This window comes from Bradyrhizobium sp. MI1.11 (genome assembly GCF_055811255.1).
On record NZ_JBVVPM010000022.1, the window covers coordinates 78,488 to 94,457 of the forward strand.

Here is a 15,970-nt window from a genome sequence, read left to right on the forward strand (position 1 = left end):
CGCGGTACTATTGCGGCTTGGCGAGTCGGGCCGGCAGGGCCCAGCTCCTGGAATGCAACAGGACCACCATGGCGACCGATCATATCCGATACGATGTGCTGGCCCGCGACGCGCTGCGCGGCGTGTTGCGCAAGGTGCTGACCGACGCCGCGTCCCAGGGACTGCCCGGCGAGCACCATTTCTTCATCACCTTCGTGTCGAAGGCCGAGGGCGTGAAGCTGTCGTCGCGGCTGCTGGCGCAATATCCGGAAGAGATGACGATCATCCTGCAGCACCAGTTCTGGGATCTGACCGTGCTCGAGGACCGCTTCGAGGTCGGCCTGTCCTTTGGCGGCATTCCGGAGCGGCTGATCGTGCCGTTCAGCGCCATCAAGAGCTTCCTTGATCCGTCCGTGAAATTCGGCCTCCAGTTCGAGACTTCCGATGTCGCCGACGTCTCGGCCGAGACATTGCCGGCCGCTCCCGCCCCGTCCGCGGTCGCGGTGCCCCCTGCCACTGAACCTGCGGAAGGCACGGAAGAGCCGGCGGCCCCGAACCAGGGCGGCGCCGAAGTCGTGCGATTGGATCGTTTCCGCAAGAAATGATCTAGATCGGACTGGCGCCCGTCGCAGGCGGCCAAACTCCCTATATAGAGGCGCATGAAGAGGCCGCGCGGCATTTCGCGCGGCGGAATGGATGTGCTCATGGCCAAAACTTCCTCCTCGAAGACTTCCCTCTCGAAGACTTCCCGTTCGAAGACCGATCGCGCCTCGCGCCCGGCGACCCGAACCGAGACCGACAGCTTCGGCCCCATCGAGGTCCTCGCCGATCGCTATTGGGGGGCGCAGACCGAACGCTCGCGCCAGAATTTCCGGATCGGCACCGATCGCATGCCGATCTCGCTCGTGCATGCGCTCGGCATCGTCAAGCTCGCCGCGGCGCAGTCCAACCAGGAGCTCGGCCTGCTCGACCAGCGCCGCGCCAACGCCGTTATCCGCGCCGCGCGCGAGGTGATCGAGGGCAAGCTGGACGATCATTTTCCGCTGGTGGTGTGGCAGACCGGCTCGGGCACCCAGAGCAACATGAATCTCAACGAGGTCATCGCCAACCGCGCCAATGAGATGCTCGGCGGCGAGCTCGGCACCAAGAAGCCGGTGCATCCCAACGATCACGTCAACATGAGCCAGTCGTCGAACGACTCGTTCCCGACCGCGATGCATATCGCGGCGGCAAGCCGCATCACCGCCGATCTCGTCCCTGCCCTCGGCGAATTGCTGCGCGCGCTGCGCAAGAAGGAGAAGGAGTTCGCAAAGATCGTCAAGATCGGCCGCACCCACACCCAGGACGCGACGCCGCTGACGCTCGGCCAGGAATTTTCCGGCTATGCCGCGCAGGTCGAAAGCGGCATCGCCCGGCTCAAGGTCGCCGTGAAGGAGCTCTATCCGCTGGCGCAGGGCGGCACCGCCGTCGGCACCGGCCTCAATTCGAAGCCGCGCTTTGCAAAACTTTTCGCAAAGCACGTTGCCGGGATTACCAAGCTGCCCTTCACCAGCGCCGCCAACAAATTCGAGGCGCTGGCCTCGAACGACGCCTATGTGCTGGCGCACGGCGCCATCAATTCGGTCGCGACAGGACTGTTCAAGATCGCCAACGACATCCGCCTGCTCGGATCGGGTCCGCGTTCGGGCCTCGGCGAACTGATGCTGCCGGAGAACGAGCCGGGCTCCTCGATCATGCCGGGCAAGGTCAATCCGACGCAGTGCGAGGCGATGACCATGGTGTGCTGCCAGGTGTTCGGCAATCACACCGCGATCACGGTGGCCGGCAGCCAGGGCCATTTCGAACTCAACGTCTACAAGCCCGTGCTGGCCTACAACATGCTGCACTCGATCCGGCTGATGGCGGACGCCGCACGCTCCTTCACCGAGCATTGCGTCAGCGGCATCCGCGCCGACGAGAAGCGCATCAAGGAACTGATGCAGCGTTCGCTGATGCTGGTGACGGCGCTTGCCCCCAAGATCGGCTACGACAACGCGGCCAAGGTGGCCAAGACGGCACATGCCAACGGCACCACGCTGAAGGAAGAGGCGCTGCGGCTCGGCTTCGTCTCGGCGGAGGAGTTCGACCGCCTGGTGCGCCCCGAGAAGATGACCAGCCCGGGATAAATTCCGAATTCCGATAGCCATCCGTAATGATACGGAGCCCCAAGCTCCATTAAATGTAGGGCTTAAAGGACGGGATTTGATTACCGTCAATGTCGCGGCGGGATTGCGTGTTACGCAGCCCCTCCGTCCCCACGGGGCGGAATTCATCGTTTGATGGCCCAAGGGTCGATTGACGAGGACAAGCGAATGGCGATCAAGTCTCATTGGGCGCAGTGCGGCGCACAGTTTCTGAATGTTTCATCCTGCCCACGGAGGATCGGATGATGGAGACGCGACATGGCGAACGTCATCAACCTGAATCGTTTCCGGAAGCGCGCCGAGCGGCAAGCCACGGCGAAGCAGGCGGACGCCAACCGAACGAAGTTCGGCCGCACGAAGGCGGAGCGGTCGGCGGAGGAGACGCGCGCGGACCAGGCGAAGGCGCACCTGGACCAGCACCGGATCGATCGCGAGGAGCAGCCATGAAGTCGCCCGTCGTGAAACGGTCGATCGTCGTCGCCGGCCACAAGACCAGCGTCAGCCTGGAAGAGGCGTTCTGGAACGGCATGAAGGAGATCTCGGGCCTGCGCAACATGACGCTGTCCGAGCTGGTCGGCGAGATCGACGGCAACCGCCAGCAGGGCAATCTGTCCTCGGCGATCCGCCTGTTCGTGCTCGACTACTTCAAGAGCCGCGCCATGGCCGCCATCCAGGCGGAAAAGGTCCCGGCCCAGTAGCCGACTTGGTGCCGAGCTTGGTGCCAATCGCCTCCGTCACGAAGCTGATACTTTAAAATCACTCTAAGGTGCAGTTTCAGCGACCGAGCGCGCTTGACCTCGATGCCCTGCGTTGAAAATACAGGGCATGACCGACATCCATGATACACGTCCGCAGATGCCGCTGGGCCTGGCCCAGCGCGGCTATACCGGCGTCATCCAGCACCTTTCCCCGAAGGACGCAGGTTCGGCGCTCTCGGACATCGAGCTCGAGAGCCGGCTGATCGAGCTCGGCTTCGTCGAGGGCGCCCGGGTCGAGGTCCTGCACGAGGGGCTGGTCGGGCGCGACCCGATCGCCGTGCGGGTCGACAGCATCACCATCGCGGTCCGCCGTCGCGAAGCCATGGCCATCATCGTCGCCTGAAGCGACCGGACCCTAATTCCATGGAATTGCCCCTACTTCATCTCGCCCTGGTCGGCACGCCAAACAGCGGCAAGACCTCGCTGTTCAATGCGCTGACCGGCAGCCGGCAGAAGGTCGCGAACTATCCCGGCGTCACCGTCGAACGCAAGGAAGGCTTCTTCGTCACGCCCATGGGACGCCAGGTCTCCGTGGTCGACCTGCCCGGCACCTATTCGCTGCGCGGCCGCAGCCCGGACGAGGAGATCACCCGCGACTTCGTGCTCGGCAAAGCCACCGGCGAGATCGTGCCCGACCTGGTGCTGTGCGTGGCCGATTCCACCAATCTGCGCCTGACCATTCGGCTGCTGCTGGAGCTCAAGCGCACCGGCCGGCCGATGATCCTCGTGCTCAACATGTTCGACATCGCGACCCGCCGCGGCATCACTGTCGACGTCGAGCGGCTCGCCAAGGAGCTCGGCGTGCCCGTGGTCACCTCGATCGCGGTGCGCAAGGGCGGCACCGCCGACCTGCTGTCGCTGACCGACGAGATTTCGGCAAAGCTCGCGGCCGAGCCGGGAGAGAACAATTGGCGGGCGCTCAGCGTGGCCGATTTGCGCGCCACCCAGCGCGAAGCCGACCGCATCATCGCAGACTGCGTCAGCCTGCCCAGCAGGCCCGACACCTGGACCGCGCGGATCGACGCGATCGTGCTGCATCCCGTCGGCGGGCTGATCGTGCTCGCGGCGATCCTGTTCGTGATGTTCCAGGCGGTGTTCGCCTGGGCCCAGCCGCTGATGGAGCTGCTCAATTCCGGCTTCGACGCGCTCGGCGAGTTCGTGCATGCGACCCTGCCCGCCGGCCTGCTGCAGAGCTTCCTGCAGAACGGCGTGATATCGGGCGTCGGCAGCGTCATCGTGTTCCTGCCGCAGATCATCATCATCTTCCTGTTCATCCTGCTGCTGGAAGATTTCGGCTACATGGCGCGCGCCGCGTTCCTGATGGACCGCATCATGGGTGGCGCCGGCCTGCACGGCCGCGCCTTCATCCCGCTGCTGTCGAGCTTTGCCTGCGCCATCCCCGGCATCATGGCGACCCGCGTGATCGACAACAAGCGCGACCGGCTGACCACGATCCTGATCGCGCCGCTGATGACCTGCTCGGCGCGCATTCCGGTCTACACGCTGATCATCTCCGCCTTCATTCCGGCCAGAGACGTCTGGGGCTTCATCAACCTCCAGGGCCTCGTGATGTTCGGTCTCTACGCTGCCGGCATCATCAGCGCGCTTGCCGTCTCGTTCCTGATCAAGTTCTTCATGCTGCGCGACTATGCGCCGGCGCCGTTCATGCTGGAGCTGCCGGACTACAAGATGCCGCGGCTGAAATCGATCGCGATCGGCGTCTACACGCGGGCCAAGATGTTCCTGCACCGCGCCGGCACCACGATCTTCTCGATGATGGTGCTGATCTGGTTCCTGGCCTCGTTCCCGCAGCCGCCCGCGGGCGCCACCGAGCCGGCGATCGACTTCAGCCTGGCCGCGATCATCGGCAAGGCGCTCGCGCCGCTGCTGGCGCCGGTCGGCTTCAATTGGCAGATCGCGGTCGCGCTGATCCCCGGCATGGCGGCGCGCGAGGTCGCGGTCGCAGCGCTCGGCACCGTCTATGCGATCGAAGGCGGCAAGGAAGCGGCCGAGCAGATCGGCCAGGTGCTGGCGACGAAATGGTCGCTTGCGACCGCGCTGTCGATGCTGGCCTGGTACATCTTCGCCCCGCAATGCGCATCCACGCTCGCCGTGATCCGGCGCGAGACCGGAAGCTGGACCTGGATGGCCGTGACCTTCTTCTACATGCTGGTGCTGGCCTATGCCGCGAGCCTTCTGACCTACAATGTCGCAGTCGCGTTCGGGGCGGGATAGCCCCTCCCGAAAATAAAAAGCGCGAAAACAACCCCATGCACAGTAGACGGATGCTGTGAGATCAATGGGTTACGCGTGTGTGAAAATCGTCGGACCGTAGCCGGATAGAGCCCGCACAATCCGCGCGACCGGCTGTTCGGCGGTTGCACCGTCGGGCAAAACAGGCGCATGATGGTATCGTCGGAGAATTGGCGCGACGTTCCGTGGCGGCAAGATGGGCCGGCATAGTGCGCAGCGGCAAGGAAGTCCGCCGTTGCAGCTACCGTCCGCTCCGCCGAGAGCTGACCGCGGGTCGCCCCTCGGGGGCCGCCCACCCCTGAACACTCACATCCGCCAGCGCGTCGAATATAGCCGCTGTCCGTTCCAGGCGGGCGATCGTACGTGCGCCTTCGACGGCAGCGACCAACGCGGAAGCGGTCGAAGAAGCGCGCGCGGAAGTGAAACCGCACCCCCTGAAATGCTCCACAACGATCTCGGTTGAATCAGCAAATCCGCGCGCGACTCGTTTGGTCAGATCAGCGTCGAGTGCAGGAAGCTCGTTCGCCAGATTTTGCATGAGACATCCATACTGGAAATCAGAGGCGACCATTTCGGCCGCGAACGCGCCGAAAATCTGACGAACGAAACTCAGGGCATCACCGGTCGTATTCGCCGAGATAGCCCGCAACACAGCAATTCTACTCGCAACGTAGCGATCGATTGCTTCTTCTGCGAGCTGTGCCTTACCGCGCGGAAAATGAAAATAGAACGATCCTTTGGGCGAGCCGCTTTCTTCGATGATCTGGTTCAATCCCGTCGCAGTGTAGCCTTGGATGCGAAACAGTCGCTCGGCAGTGGCAATCGCGCGAGCGCGGGCGTCAGTCTTACGGGGCATCCTTCAACGTAACACGCCTGGCTTGACACCGCTATGGTGATCGCCATACTATGGCGATCACCATAGTAAATATGTCCGTTGTACCACCGCTCTCAAATCGACCTCCAGAAGTTGCATGCGAGGGCACGACACTCTCCCGGATTGCTGCGCAGGAAATACTCATGAGTTCGAGCCACTTCAGTTTCGGCAACTGCTCCAGCGAACGGGATCACTGAGATGGCCTCTAGATCCTGCGTGATGATGCTTTTAGGAGCTGCCATGTTCACTGCGATGTCCACTCGCGTCGTTTCCGGAGAGACTTCAAGCGATGCCATCTGGCACAATAAAATGCCTGCCGCTTCGAGTGAGCCTGCCGCTGATATCGATAAGGATCCGAACCTTCTGCACAGATATGCGGAGAATGCGGGAACGAGGATCCACTACGTCACCATGGGATCCAATCAAAAACCGCTGATGGTGTTCGTGCACGGATTTCCCGACTTCTGGTATTCCTGGCGAAATCAGCTCCAGGCATTTTCAGCAAATCATCAGGTGGTCGCACTTGATCTGCGCGGGTACGATTTGAGCGATCGGCCAGACGGCGTCGAGAACTATAAGTTTCCGGTTCTCCTTGATGACATCCGCGCCGTGATCAATGCAGAGGCAAATGGTCGCAAGGCCATCCTGATCGGGCACGACTGGGGCGCCGCTTTGTCGTGGCTGTTCACCGGGCAAAATCCGGATCTGATCGAAAGACTTGTCGTCCTCAGCGTTCCTCATCCCGGCGCCATCACGAGGGAATTGCTCCCTTGGAACCACCCTATCGCGCAGGCCAAGGCCAGCGCTTACGCTACCCGGTTCTTCGCTAAAGGCAAAGGCGACAATTTGACGGCGCAGGAATTGGCATACTGGGTCGTCAACCCACAGGTGAAGAGTCGATACGTCGAGGCTTTCGCGAAATCTTCCATCTCGTCCATGATGAATTATTACAAAGCCAACTACACGTTTTCTCAGCTTGTGCTCAATCTTTTCGATCCAACCATGAAGAAACTCACCGGTGCCGTGATCAAATGCCCGGTCTTGCACGTGCACGGAATCGAGGAGAGCCACGCTTTGCTAAGCACGATCGATCTGGAAAAGTCATGGATTGAAAATCCCGACAATCTCACGGTCAAAATCGTGCCTGGCGTTGGCCACTTCATTCAGCATGAAGTGCCGGATTACCTCAATCAGACGATTGCCTCCTGGTTGAAAGACTCAGGAAGCTGAGCCCGGTCTTGCGAGGCTAAGCGCCGAGGGGCTTCGTGAAGATCACCTGGCCGGCGTCGTCGCATTGCATCCCGATGCGAGCATCCGGCTCAGCGTACTCTCTCGGTGCGTTCGCTCGGTGTACTGGAGCCCGAACTGACGCCTTCTTCGTCCGAATCGCTCTCCGGTTCCTGAATCAGCACCGCCGGTTCGTCGTAACCCTTGCGGCTGCTGTAGAACACCAGCGCCATCAAGCCGATGCCCACGACCAGCGAAAACACGACACCGAGCACCAGTGCGACATAACCCGATGCTGGCACCTCCGTCGTCGTGCTGAACCAGCCGAGATAGCCGAGCGCGCCGGCACCGACGAGGAAGGCGCATAACACCGCTATGACCAGCCATCTGGCGATCTTGCCGTCTCCGGGAGCGGGTGATTCCGGTTGCCCGTCTGTGCTGTTCATGGATCTCTCCCCATGGCGATGCGTCGCGCGGCCATCCCGTCACGCTAGGGTGCGGTGACCTTGGTCGCGATCGCGTGCAGGGCCGCCGTCATGGCGACAATTGCAGCCTTGGCCAGCTCGCCGATGCCGTGACGCCCGGCGATATACGCCGGATCGTTGTAGGACAACCAGGTCGCGCCTTGCTCGTCCTGCCAGACCAGCGCCTTCAGCGGCAGATCGATGCCGCTGGTCTGCGACTGCTGCATCAATGGCGTACCACCCCTGGCGTTCCCGAAGATGATGAGATTGGTCGGGCGCAACGGCAGGCCGGCAGCGGCGGCGCCGGTGGCATGATCGACATGGGCGAATATTGTGAGGCCCTTGGCCGTCACTTCCGCTTCCAGCCGCTTCATCGTCTCTTCAGGCCCGAAACTGCTCCTGATCGTGATGAGTCCGTCGACGGCCATTGCTTGGGTCTCCCATAAACATGTCGCAGCAACCAGAACAAGGATCTTGAGCAGCGCCGAAACTCTCATGATCACACGCTCATTTGTTGCGGAATAGTTTTGCCGGATCGAATTGCGGATCCGGAATGAAGCCGTCGCGGTTGGGCATCTTGATCTTCGGCAAGCTGTCCTTGTCGACCTTGCCGTCGGGGGGAACGATGCCGTTCAGACTCAGGATGTAGGCGGTGACGGCATAGGTGTCGTCGGTGCTGAGCGAACCCGGTGTGGGATATGGCATCGCGCGGTGAATGTAGTCGTACAAGGTCGTCGCATAGGGCCAGAAGCTGCCGACGGTCTTGACCGGCGCGCTGGAGGCGAGTGTGCCCTGCCCACCGGCCAGACGATCCTTGATCCCGCCCTGGCCGTTGTCGCCATGACAGGCCGCGCAATTGTCGGCGAAGACCTGCTTACCCTGCGCAACCGTCCCGCTGCCGACAGGCAGACCCTTGCCATCGGGTGCGACGTCGATGTCCCATGGCTTGATCTCCTCCGGAGTGGCGGGACGGCCGAAATCGAATGCAAATGCGGGCGGCGCGAGCAGGCTGAGCGTGAGAGCCGCTGCGACAAGCCCATTGTCATGCGAGGACATTGCGCACCCTCCCGGCCTCGTCGATGCTCCAGGTCTGCTGGGCGTTGTAGTGGAACAGCGCATTGCTCCCCATCGCGGCGATGAAGGACTGCCGGTCCGGCTGAACATTACCTTGCTCGTCGGTCGAGCGGCTCACGATCCGTGTCGGCTTGCCGTCCCAGACCCAGTCCATCTGGAATCGAACCTGGGCTTTGGAGAGCACCGGCTGATTCAGCTGCGCCTGTTTCCAAATTTTCGCGCCGTCGGTCGATATCTCGACCTTGGCGATCTTGCCATGGCCGCTCCAGGCGAGACCGGAGATTATGTTGTAGCCGGGCTGGATCTGCATCGTGCCCGAGGGCTGCGTGATGACGGAGTTGGTTTCCATCCTCAGCTGAAACTGGCGGGCCGTGCCGTTGGCCAGCAGCTGCGTGTAGCGCGCCGTTTCCCAGCGGGTCATCCAGGGCTCAGTGCCGAACTTGAGACGGCGCAGCCATTTGATGTTGAGATTGCCCTCGAAGCCCGGCATCACCAGCCGCATTGGAAATCCATGCGCGGGGCGCAGTGGTTCGCCGTTCTGACCGTAGGCGACAAAGGCCTCGTTCACGATTTCGTCGGTCAGCGGAATGCTGCGGTCGACGCCCGCGCCATCGCCTCCCTCGGCGAGCATCCAGTTCGAGTTCTTCTCCTTGCCCGAGAGACCAATCAGGAACTTCAGCGGAACGCCGGTCCACTCATTGGTGCTGACGAGGCCGTGCGTGTTCTGCACCGTCAGATCAGGGTCCGCCTTCTTCCAGTTTTCCCATCCGTTTCCAGTGCATTCGATGAAGACCACGCGCGTAACCGACGGCATCCGCTTGAGATCGTCGACGCTGAACACCAGCGGCTTCCGAACCAGGCCATGGATGAGCAGACGGTGCTGCGCGGGATCGATGTCCGGCACCCCGGAATGGCTGCGCTCGTAATGCAGATCGGTTGGCGTGATGTTGCCCACCAGCTTCTGATGCGGCGTCTTGGAATTGATGGCATCACTGGGGTCGACGTTGCGCTTGCCAGGTCCTGCCTCGGGAATGCGATCGATCTTGACGAAGCGCGATCGTTCGCTGTGCGCACCGAGATCGGCGCCGGGCCCGCGATCAGGGATTTCGGCCAGCGTTTGCGCCACCGCCGCTTCGGTCGCAACCGCCCCCAGAACGCCCGCCGACAGGCCTCCCACAAAACCACGACGCGAGACGCTCGCGGGCCGTGGCGGTGATTCGATTTGCGTTTTGGACGTCATGCAATCTCCGTCGACCTTCGTGCTGATTTGGAAATTCCACCGCTTTTCCATGGGAACATTGACCGAATGCCGCCGAAATTGCCCGTTAGGATGTGTTAGAAATCATGATGGGTGGCGAAGGCGCGTCATCCTGCCCTGCTCCGAAAGCGGCTATCCGGGTCCATGGATCATTTCAGCACCGAGAACCTGACTGCCGAGAGGCTTCGTGAGGATCACCTCGCGGACCTCGTCGCATTGCATCTCGATGCCGAGGTGTCCCGATATCTCGGCGGCGTGCGCCCGGCGGAAAGGACCAAGACCTATCTCGACGCCAATATGGCCCATTGGGACCAGCATGGCTTCGGGCTATGGGTGCTGCGAACGAAAGACGGGGCATTCGCCGGGCGAGCGGGCATCCGGCACATCCTGGTGGACGATATCGACGAGATCGAGATTGCCTATGCGTTCAAGCGCGAATTCTGGGGCCGTGGACTTGCAAGCGAGACCGCGTCCGCACTGACGGATATCGGACTGTTACACCACCAGCTGCCGTCCCTCATCGGCCTGGTCTATGTCGACAATGGCGCATCGCGCCGCGTTCTGGAGAAGGCCAACTATCTCTTCGAGCGAAGCACATTCCGTCACGGCGAAGACGTCGTGATCTACCGTATTCGGCGGTAGACCCCAAAAGCCAGAAGTCCGGAGCCGCAGAGCACGACGGCGGCAGCAATGAAGGCGCTCCGGTACCCACTGCTGTCGTACAAGAATCCTCCGAGGGAGGCGCCCGCCGTTATGGCGAGCTGGATCACCGCGACCATCAGGCCGCCGCCCGCCTCCGCATCCTCAGGCAGCGTCTTGCTCATCCAGGTCCACCAAGCGACCGGTGCGGCCGTGCCGATGAGGCCCCAACCGGCCAGCAGCACGGTAACAACGAGGGTCGACCCTCCGAAGGCGATCAAGCCGAGGGCAAGGGCGGTCATCGCAAGCGGCATGCCGATCAGAAGCCCGTGCAAGCCTCGCTTCAGTAGGAAGCTGATGAGGTAGGTCCCGAGCAGGCCCGCGACGCCGACCACGAGCAGGATAGCCGAGAGCGTGGAGACGTCTACGCGTGTCACGGTCTCCAGGAATGGACGCAAATAGGTGAAAAGCGCGAACTGGCCCATGAACAGGAGGGCAACCGAGAGCATCCCGATGCCGACTACCGGCCGACGAAGCAATCCGAAAACGTTCCCCGCGGCACCGCGTTCTGAGGGCATTGAGGGCAATGTGGCGTATTGCCAGACCAGAGTGACTATCGCGAGCGGGACGACACAGAAGAACGCACCCCGCCAGCCGATGAACTGACCGAGGAAGCTGCCGAGCGGCGCGGCGATCGTGGTCGCCAGCGCGTTGCCACCATTGAGGAGGCTAAGGGCGGCCGCAACCTGCCGCTCCGGCACAAGGCGCATCACGGTAGCCGCCGACATCGACCAGAACCCGCCGATGACGATCCCGATCAGCGCGCGCCCTGCCATGAACACTAGGGCATTCGGGGCCAGGGCCACCATCAGCCCCGAGACGATCATCAGCGAGGTAAGGCCCAGCAACAGGCTGCGTCGATCGATGCCCCGTGTCACCGACGCGATCGCAAGGCTAGTGAAGACGGCGAACAGTCCGGAGACCGCGATGGCCTGGCCCGCCCGCCCCTCGGTCATGTGGAGATCGGTCCCGATCGGTGTCAGCAGGCTGACCGGCATGAACTCGGACGCAATCAATGTCCCGATGCACAAGGTCAGCGCAAAGACCGCACTCCAAGCCGGATCGCGCGACAGCGCCTCGTTGCTTTGGGCGAGTTGTACGCTCATGATTGGGCGCCGAGCACGATCGGCGTTGCCTGTATCAGCTTGAGCGACTTCACCATCTTCTCAACCGTCGCCTTGTATTTCTTGAAATGATCTGTTCCGAGATGAGCTTCGTAGGCGCTCCTGTCCCGGTAGATTTCGAAGACCTTGACGTGGGCCGGGTTGTCCTTTTCGGAAACGGCGTAGAGTACCAGGACGCCCGGCTCCTTGCGAATTGCTGCGTCGATCTGTTCCTGCACCGCAGCCCTGTAGCCGTCCAATTGGCCGGGATCGATCTCGATTTCCGCCACCTGGACATATCGTTCGTCCGCCTGCTGGGCGACGACGCCGCCGGCGAGTACCGCGGCCAGCATCGATATGCCGTACGAGAAAAGCTGCTTCTTCATGTTCTCACCCTCAGAGGCTTCACTGGCCCTACCTGATTTCGACTGCTCGAAGGGTGCTCGCGGCTTTGGCGGTATCGTACGGTTCATCGCTGTCGCACCCGCGCATCGTAGATCTCACTTCAGATATTGGTCGTCGGCGACCTTCTCCATCCAATCGACGTTCTTTTCGTTGACGGATTCCTGAATGGCGATGTGCGTCATTGCGGTGGTCCGCGTCGCTCCGTGCCAATGTTTCAAGCCCGGCGGAAACCACACGACGTCGCCGGCGCGGATTTCCTCAATCTGCCCGCCCTCTCGCTGCACCCAGCCGAGACCGGCTGTCACGATCAGCGTCTGCCCGAGCGGATGCGTGTGCCAGGCCGTGCGTGCGCCGGGTTCAAAAGTGACCTGAGCGCCGCTGACGCGTGCGGGCTCGGGAGCCGCGAACAGTGGGTCGATACGCACCGTCCCGGTGAACCAGTGTTCGGGGCCCTTCTGGGAAGGGCGGGACCCGTTTCTCTAGATGTCGATGTCCATTGCAGTCTCCTTCAGTGCTTCGGACGCGAGCGCCGGCGCCAGTCGAATTCCCGCGACGGCGAAGGCGCTTCCGCCAACGAGAATGTCTCTACGCGTCACCACGGCATGTCTCCGCTCGTGGCGGATCGCGAACGGGATTGTCGATCGAGGCATTATCGTTCTTTCAGCGAGGTCGCTTCTCGATGACGTCCTTGACGACAGGCGCCGCGGAGAAAGCGCTAGGCCAGCCGGCGTAGAAGGCGAGATGGCCGAGCACCTCGCCCGCTTCCTCCCGAGTCAACCCGTTGTCCATGGCGCGGTTCAAATGATAGGTGATCTGCGCGACCTGACCGGTGGCAATCAGCGCGCTCACGGTAACCAGGCTGCGGTCGCGCGGAGCCAGCGCCGGCCTGAGCCAGAGATCGCGGAACAGCACGTCCGTCGTGTACTGGACGAGGCTCGGCGTGATCCGGCCGAACTGCTCTCCGACGAGCGCTGCCCGCTGCTTCTCCCGCGCCTCGTCGAGCGGTAGCTGCGGCCCCGACGCCGGCGGGAGTTGATCGGCCCCGATGTTGCGGCTCTCGAAGAGTTCCTTCGCCACCGGGACCGCATGAATCGCATTAGCCCAGCCAGTGTAGAACGCCAGATGCGTGATGATCTCCGATACTTCCGACGGCTTTACGCCGTTGTTCAGCGCGAGACCCAGATAGTACGGCAGCTCCACCGTCTGATCGCGGGCGATGAGAGCCGCGACGGTGACGATGCTGCGGTCTCGTGGGGAAAGACCCGGTCGCTTCCACAGATCGCCTTCGATAAATTCTTGCGCGTAGCCTTCGAGGGCTGGCGCAACAGCGCGGACGTCTTCCGGCTTTGACATAGCCTTCGCTCCTTCGAGGGATGTGTCTTTGGCCGCGGCCGGGCCGTCAGCAAACAGGCAGAATGAAAGCAAGGCCGCTGCGAGCATTCTCATTGCGTGGATCCTTCCAGATTTGTCGGGTGCGCCATCAGCCACAAGGCGACGAATGCCGCACACAGCACGGTGCCCGCGCTAACGAGAAACAGGACGTTCAATCGTGCCCCGGCAGCGATCAATCCCAGCGCGGGGCTGGCGAGCCCTTGGGCAAGATCGAGAAATGCAGTGTAGGCGCCCATGGCCAGGCCACGGCTATGGGCCGGAACGCGGCGGACCGCCTCGACGCCAAACCCGGGATAGACGAGCGAGAAGCCGAAGCCGGTCAGTGCAGCGCCCAGCAAGGCCATCTCGGGCCGAGAGGACATCCAGATCAGCGCCTGTCCTGCGGCCTCAATGATTATGCACACCAGCGCGACTTTGGCACCGCCGACCTTGTCGGCCACATGACTGAAGAATACCCGCGCCATGATGAAGGCAACCGCGTAGGCAGTGTAGGCGAGCCATCCGTTATCCCATCCGTGGTTCGCGAACAGCAAGGCGACGAACGTGGTCACGGCTCCGAATCCCACGCTGCCCAGAGCCGAGCCGAGGCCCGGCACCCAGACGGCGCCGATCACTTCGACGAACGAGAAGCGGGCGTGGTGCATGGGGGCAACGGCGGGAAGCCGCGCAACGAGCATCAATGTAGCAAGAGGCGCCGCGGCGGTCGCGGCCGCGATCGCAGCGAAGCCGTACTTCGCGTAGAGGGCAGAGCCAGCAGGCGCGCCGATCGCAAAGGCCGCGAACATCGCCATGCCTATCCAGGCGATGACCTTGCCCGTGCTGCCGGCATCGACGAGCGCCAGCCCCCAGCTTGCCGCCGCCGTGATGATGAAGCTCTCGGCGCCGCCCAGAAGTCCGCGCCCCAGCAGGAGGATCGCCACGGAAACCAGGGGAACCGGAGTAAAACAAAGCGAAACGAGGTACAGCAACCCGGACGCAGCGGCAGCGACCAGCCCAACGACCACGCCGGGCTTGGCTCCTTTGCTGTCCGAAAAGTTGCCTGCCCACGGCCGCGAGACCAGAGACGCCGCGAACTGACTGCCGGCGACCAGCCCGACCACGAACGTTCCCTGACCCAATCCATCGTGGACGTGAAGCGGAAGCACCGGCATTGCGATGCCGATGACGAGGAAAGCGACGAAGACCACCCCCATGATCGGCAGCAGAGTAGCGGCGAGGCTCTGTGCCGTCGCGGGCGCTGGGAGCGTGGTCACCGACATGCAACGACTCCCTCCGCTCACACCGTGAGCATCGTCTTGATCGCGCGCCGCTCGTCCATCGCGCGGTAGCCTTCCGCGACGTCGGCAAGAGGCAGGGTGAGGTCGAATACCTTGCCGGGCTTGATCCTGCCCTTCAGAACGCGATCCATCAGATCGGGCAGGAAGCGACGGACCGGGGCCGGTCCGCCCAGCATTCGGCGTTGCGCGAAGAACATCGCCTGACCGTCGAAGGTCACGCGGTGAGGCACCCCGACGTAGCCGATCGAGCCGCCGGGACGCACAGAATCGATGGCTTGAGTCATGGATTCCTGAGTGCCGACGCATTCCAGAACGGAATCCACGCCGACACCTCGCGTGAGCTCTTTCACGTGCTCGATGCCCGCACCCCCGCGTTCCGCGACGATGTCCGTCGTGCCGAACTCGCGTGCCAATTCCTGCCGACTCTTGTGCCGGCTCATGACGATGATGCGTTCGGCCCCCATCTCCTTCGCGGCCAGCACCCCCATGAGTCCCACTGCGCCGTCGCCGACGACGGCCACCGTCGAGCCGGGCCTGACGTTGGCGGCGTCCGCGGCGTACCAGCCCGTTCCGAGAACATCGGACGTCGCCAGCAGATGCGGGACCAGATGCCGATCCGGCACTTCGGCGGTCGCGACAAGCGTTCCGTCGGCCAGGGGCACCCGCGCGTAGGGGGCCTGCGCCCCCGTCATGAACTCGCGCTGTGCGCAGGAGGAGTGAAAGCCGAACTTGCAGTGCGGGCAAGTGTTGTCGGACAGGCAGAACGAGCCAACGACGAACTGGCCGGGGCGGACGGTTCTGACTTCGCTGCCGACCTCGACGACAATGCCGCAGTATTCGTGGCCCATGTGAGCCGGACCGTCCGTCGGCTGCAACCCGCGATACGGCCATAGATCGGCCCCACAGATGCAGGTGGCCGACAACTTTATGATGGCATCCGTCGGCTTGAGGATCTTGGGGTCGTCGACCTGTTCGCAACGGACGTCGCCCGGCCCGTACATGATTGTGGCAAACATGACTATCC

Annotated in this window: 18 protein-coding genes and 1 pseudogene; 8 read left to right on the forward strand and 11 right to left on the reverse strand. The window is 62.7% G+C overall.

The genetic code is table 11. The features are described 5' to 3' along the window. The first annotated feature begins 68 nt into the window (after positions 1 to 68). The 6 genes from AC0L30_RS22160 (at position 69) to feoB (ending at position 5,155) form a co-directional block, all read left to right on the forward strand. Entirely contained in the window at positions 69 to 584 is a 516-nt protein-coding gene (locus AC0L30_RS22160) for an SspB family protein (RefSeq protein ID WP_007600965.1), read from the forward strand. A gap of 87 nt (positions 585 to 671) precedes the next feature. Further along, positions 672 to 2,144 carry a class II fumarate hydratase gene (gene fumC, locus AC0L30_RS22165; RefSeq protein ID WP_219683513.1) on the forward strand — a complete coding sequence of 491 codons (1,473 nt, stop codon included), beginning with the start codon at positions 672 to 674 and terminating at the stop codon, positions 2,142 to 2,144. A gap of 276 nt (positions 2,145 to 2,420) precedes the next feature. Continuing rightward, positions 2,421 to 2,609, forward strand: coding sequence for a DUF4169 family protein (locus AC0L30_RS22170; protein WP_354201282.1), 189 nt, complete (start codon positions 2,421 to 2,423; stop codon positions 2,607 to 2,609). Then, positions 2,606 to 2,860 carry a ribbon-helix-helix domain-containing protein gene (locus AC0L30_RS22175; RefSeq protein ID WP_007600962.1) on the forward strand — a complete coding sequence of 85 codons (255 nt, stop codon included), beginning with the start codon at positions 2,606 to 2,608 and terminating at the stop codon, positions 2,858 to 2,860. Before AC0L30_RS22170 ends, AC0L30_RS22175 begins: the two co-directional genes overlap by 4 nt. Before the next feature lie 127 nt (positions 2,861 to 2,987). Beyond that, complete coding sequence (locus AC0L30_RS22180; RefSeq protein WP_007600961.1) at positions 2,988 to 3,263, forward strand: FeoA family protein; 276 nt, start codon at positions 2,988 to 2,990, stop codon at positions 3,261 to 3,263. A 20-nt stretch (positions 3,264 to 3,283) separates the two neighbouring features. After that, complete coding sequence (gene feoB / locus AC0L30_RS22185; RefSeq protein WP_473405213.1) at positions 3,284 to 5,155, forward strand: ferrous iron transporter B; 1,872 nt, start codon at positions 3,284 to 3,286, stop codon at positions 5,153 to 5,155. Between the two features lie 259 nt (positions 5,156 to 5,414). Here the strand turns inward: feoB and AC0L30_RS22190 are convergent, their stop codons facing one another. Further along, a complete protein-coding gene (locus AC0L30_RS22190) occupies positions 5,415 to 6,029 on the reverse strand; it encodes a TetR/AcrR family transcriptional regulator (protein ID WP_007600959.1) in 615 nt (204 codons plus the stop codon). 258 nt (positions 6,030 to 6,287) lie between these two features. Here AC0L30_RS22190 and AC0L30_RS22195 point away from each other — a divergent pair, with 258 nt between their 5' ends. Beyond that, on the forward strand, positions 6,288 to 7,277 hold the full coding sequence (locus AC0L30_RS22195) for an alpha/beta fold hydrolase (protein WP_473405214.1): 990 nt from the start codon (positions 6,288 to 6,290) through the stop codon (positions 7,275 to 7,277). An 89-nt stretch (positions 7,278 to 7,366) separates the two neighbouring features. Here AC0L30_RS22195 and AC0L30_RS22200 read toward each other — a convergent pair whose 3' ends face one another. From AC0L30_RS22200 to soxC, 4 genes are read right to left on the reverse strand one after another with little or no spacing between them, the layout of a single operon-like run. Next, a complete protein-coding gene (locus AC0L30_RS22200) occupies positions 7,367 to 7,720 on the reverse strand; it encodes a hypothetical protein (protein ID WP_219683467.1) in 354 nt (117 codons plus the stop codon). A gap of 44 nt (positions 7,721 to 7,764) precedes the next feature. After that, the gene (locus AC0L30_RS22205; protein ID WP_473405215.1) at positions 7,765 to 8,235 is read right to left on the reverse strand and encodes a DUF302 domain-containing protein; all 471 of its coding nucleotides are present in this window, start codon (positions 8,233 to 8,235) and stop codon (positions 7,765 to 7,767) included. Positions 8,236 to 8,245: 10 nt separating this feature from the next. Beyond that, a complete protein-coding gene (locus AC0L30_RS22210; RefSeq protein WP_354170582.1) occupies positions 8,246 to 8,794 on the reverse strand; it encodes a c-type cytochrome in 549 nt (182 codons plus the stop codon). Continuing rightward, a complete protein-coding gene (gene soxC / locus AC0L30_RS22215) occupies positions 8,781 to 10,052 on the reverse strand; it encodes a sulfite dehydrogenase (RefSeq protein WP_473405216.1) in 1,272 nt (423 codons plus the stop codon). Before soxC ends, AC0L30_RS22210 begins: the two co-directional genes overlap by 14 nt. Before the next feature lie 162 nt (positions 10,053 to 10,214). Here soxC and AC0L30_RS22220 point away from each other — a divergent pair, with 162 nt between their 5' ends. After that, a complete protein-coding gene (locus AC0L30_RS22220) occupies positions 10,215 to 10,712 on the forward strand; it encodes a GNAT family N-acetyltransferase (protein ID WP_473405217.1) in 498 nt (165 codons plus the stop codon). Here the strand turns inward: AC0L30_RS22220 and AC0L30_RS22225 are convergent. From AC0L30_RS22225 to AC0L30_RS22250, 6 genes and pseudogenes are all read right to left on the reverse strand, one after another. Next, a complete protein-coding gene (locus AC0L30_RS22225; protein ID WP_473405218.1) occupies positions 10,694 to 11,875 on the reverse strand; it encodes an MFS transporter in 1,182 nt (393 codons plus the stop codon). The two genes, AC0L30_RS22220 and AC0L30_RS22225, sit on opposite strands and share 19 nt — an antisense overlap. Next, entirely contained in the window at positions 11,872 to 12,258 is a 387-nt protein-coding gene (locus tag AC0L30_RS22230) for a putative quinol monooxygenase (RefSeq protein ID WP_473405219.1), read from the reverse strand. Before AC0L30_RS22230 ends, AC0L30_RS22225 begins: the two co-directional genes overlap by 4 nt. 114 nt (positions 12,259 to 12,372) lie before the next feature. Further along, positions 12,373 to 12,756: pseudogene (locus tag AC0L30_RS22235) on the reverse strand ((R)-mandelonitrile lyase); the annotation flags it as partial. 181 nt (positions 12,757 to 12,937) lie between these two features. Then, the gene (locus AC0L30_RS22240) at positions 12,938 to 13,723 is read right to left on the reverse strand and encodes a carboxymuconolactone decarboxylase family protein (protein ID WP_473405220.1); all 786 of its coding nucleotides are present in this window, start codon (positions 13,721 to 13,723) and stop codon (positions 12,938 to 12,940) included. Continuing rightward, positions 13,720 to 14,928, reverse strand: coding sequence for an arabinose transporter (locus tag AC0L30_RS22245; protein WP_473405221.1), 1,209 nt, complete (start codon positions 14,926 to 14,928; stop codon positions 13,720 to 13,722). The genes AC0L30_RS22240 and AC0L30_RS22245 overlap by 4 nt, the downstream gene beginning before the upstream one ends. Before the next feature lie 17 nt (positions 14,929 to 14,945). Then, the gene (locus AC0L30_RS22250; RefSeq protein WP_473405222.1) at positions 14,946 to 15,962 is read right to left on the reverse strand and encodes a zinc-dependent alcohol dehydrogenase family protein; all 1,017 of its coding nucleotides are present in this window, start codon (positions 15,960 to 15,962) and stop codon (positions 14,946 to 14,948) included. Positions 15,963 to 15,970: the final 8 nt, after the last annotated feature.